This is a genomic window from Proteiniphilum sp. (genome assembly GCF_040307845.1).
In the GTDB taxonomy this organism is placed as follows: Bacteria; Bacteroidota; Bacteroidia; order Bacteroidales; family Dysgonomonadaceae; genus Proteiniphilum.
Genome location: NZ_JAWRIS010000063.1, coordinates 1 through 2,783, shown reverse-complemented (window position 1 = coordinate 2,783; position 2,783 = coordinate 1). Strand labels below are relative to the sequence as shown.

2 protein-coding genes are annotated in these 2,783 nt (G+C 40.3%); both read right to left on the bottom strand.

Going from position 1 to position 2,783, the window contains the following annotated elements; genetic code table 11:
• Positions 1–1,034: beta-1,2-mannosidase (locus ABV001_RS16945; protein ID WP_352423895.1), on the bottom strand; the 1,034-nt coding region annotated here is incomplete at its 3' end.
• 59 nt (positions 1,035–1,093) lie between these two features.
• A partial coding sequence (locus ABV001_RS16940; protein WP_352423894.1) for a glycoside hydrolase family 2 protein occupies positions 1,094–2,783 on the bottom strand: 1,690 nt, incomplete at its 5' end.

Genomic DNA, 2,783 nt, shown 5'->3' with positions numbered 1-2,783 from the left:
CCGTCTTTATACTGTCCACTCTTTTCAAACGGTGCATCAGGATAGAAAAACGGTTTATCCAAACGATCCAATATTTTATAAGGATCATTGAGATCGAATAGAAACTGTCCGGCACAATAAGAGCCTGCCGGATAATCTGTGTCTCCATCCTTTTCATCTCCATTTTTACCATTATACATCAACACGATCCCATCCTGAGTAATAATTGCCGGTGGCCCACACTCGGTCAGTTTGCTATCGAAAAATCCTTCTCGAGGTTTAGCGATTTCCTTCAATTCATTTTGTTCATTCAGTACGGGTTCCCAATTGATAAGATCGTCAGAAACGGCAGCACATACAGCATGTTCGCCCCAATACATAAAGTATTTTCCATTCAATTTTGTAATAACTAATTGACCATCTTTTACTTTAGTGGCAATGGATGCCGATTTGCAGGCCAGGTTTTCGAAGCGCCCATTATAGGCTTTGCCAAAAGCGAGGCCGTGCTTTTCCCATTGAATTAAATCGCAGGATGTCGCTACGGCCAGACGGGGCGTCTCCCGGTTCCATGCTGTGTAAAGCATTACATAGAGCCCATCTTCTGTCATGGCAACCCGGGGGTCCTCACAACCTCCCGGCCACTCGATGGATTTGAAAGCATCCTCCATGGGGAAAAGCACCGGTTCTGTACGGCGTTCCATCGTTATGCCGTCTTTCGATTCGGCATACCCAATACGGGACGTACGCTTACCAATCCCTTGAGCTGAATTGTCTTCGGCCCTGTAAAGCACTACGATCTTTCCCTCTTTCACTGTTGCTGCAGGATTGAAAGTATCGCTTTCTTCCCATTTTATAGTATCACCCTTCATCGGGCAATAAAACTTCGTCGGAAGAGGAGAAATAATAGGATTAGGATTTTCAGGACGTTCAAAAGGTCCTATGGCCCATTGGGGTAATTTAGCTTTCTCTTCTGAGGACTGTTGTTTTGCATTACTACAGGATCCGGCTAAAACTGTAATAAGCAGTAAAATAAAAATTGAATAATTTTTTTTCATAAATAAGCAAAAATTATAGTAGTTATAAAATTTGTAGTGGGAATTGTTATCCTAATTTTTTAGTGGTGACGCAAATTGTAAATTTCTTTTTTTACATTCCATCCCTTTAAAATAAGTTTTGAGTTCGCGGCTAATTTCTGAGCGTTTGTTTCGATTCGAATTGCTTTTCTTTCTCCGGGTAGCAGTGAAAAGAAATTATCGGAATAAAAAGATGGACGTATTGGCTTATCATTCTCATCAAGAAGTTGAAGTTGTGTAAAGAATACAATTGTGCATGAAGTATTTTTGACCTCTATGTCTATTAAATAACTCTCTTCTTCTTTATGTTCACGATAGCTTATCTCCAATTTAGTCTGTTTTAACTTTGATAAATCCTGAAAGCCGGAGGTTGTTGGCCCTGTTAATGTTTTACGTCCTTCGTAATGCGAGTTAGATCGCCAATAAAAATTATTGCCCACTTCCGTGCCTTTTTCATCCAGAAGCCTCAACTTAATAAAGTGAACTCTCGTAATAGTTGGTGGAAAATCTATCGTAAAAAGATCTTTTGCAACTCCATCCTCCGGTAGATTCACAATCATTTCTTTTGAGAAAACTTTTTTCCCGTTCAAATCATACACATCAGCCAGCACTTTATAATTCGTAAAAGATCGGTAATAATCGTTGACTACAGAAACCGTGTTTCTCAAAAAATCAAATTGGGGGTGCAAGGGTTCACAAGCATTTTGTGCGGCATAAAGTGCTGCCGTCGGTTCCAACGACCAATCCCACATTCTCGAACAAACCTGACGAATTGGGGGATTATGATACCAAAATAAAAATCCGGAACAATAGCGGTCACCCTGGTTCAATTTGTTATAATTCCATACCTCCCATATACTTTTATAATTAAAAGCTCCCACAAATTGACCCTTTTCTGCAAATTCATCTATACTTTTCGAAATTCCGTACTCATTTACCATATCGTGGTACATTCCGGTCATTAAATGAAATCCGTTACCATCCGAATAATCCCATACCTCCTTATTAATGGGCCACAAATCTTTTTCGTCCATCATTTCACGTAAACATTCTACTGTTGGCAGGCATGGTGCACCATACTCAGGATTAAAGCCGTCTATACGACTACCTCTGTCTGAAGCTGTATTTTCGTAATGGCACATGATATTGACCTGCTTATATGGACTACCATCGTGAACGCCACAACATTCCGATTGCATTTGATATCCGCGGGTTCCATCCAGGTTCTGGATTAATGCTTCGGTATAGGACATTTCTGTGGATTCATTGGAAGAAACATAATACGCTAAAGAGGGATGGTTCCGAATCCGTTTGACTGTTGAGGTCACGTTATTGTAATAGATACTCTCATCGACAGGATGTTTGGTATCCCCAGTCATCCAGAATTCCGTCCAGACCATGATTCCCAATTCATCACATAGTTGGAAGAAATAATTGGATTCTGTAATGCCTCCTCCCCAAAAACGTATCAGGTTTATCCCGGCTTGAGCTGTATAGCGAAGTTGCGCATATGTACGTTCTTCCGAGTTTCTGAGCATGTTTTCCGGGAGCCAGTTTGTTCCTCTTATAAAAATAGGTTTCCCGTTTATGTAAAATGTTCGGGATTTATCAGGAGTATCCGTATTGGAAGTGATTTCACGTATGCCAAAACGGGTAGAGATCGAATCTATAAGATTTTTATCCTTATCCAGAATTTTTAGTGACAGGTTGTAGAGTTCTTGCTTCCCTTTA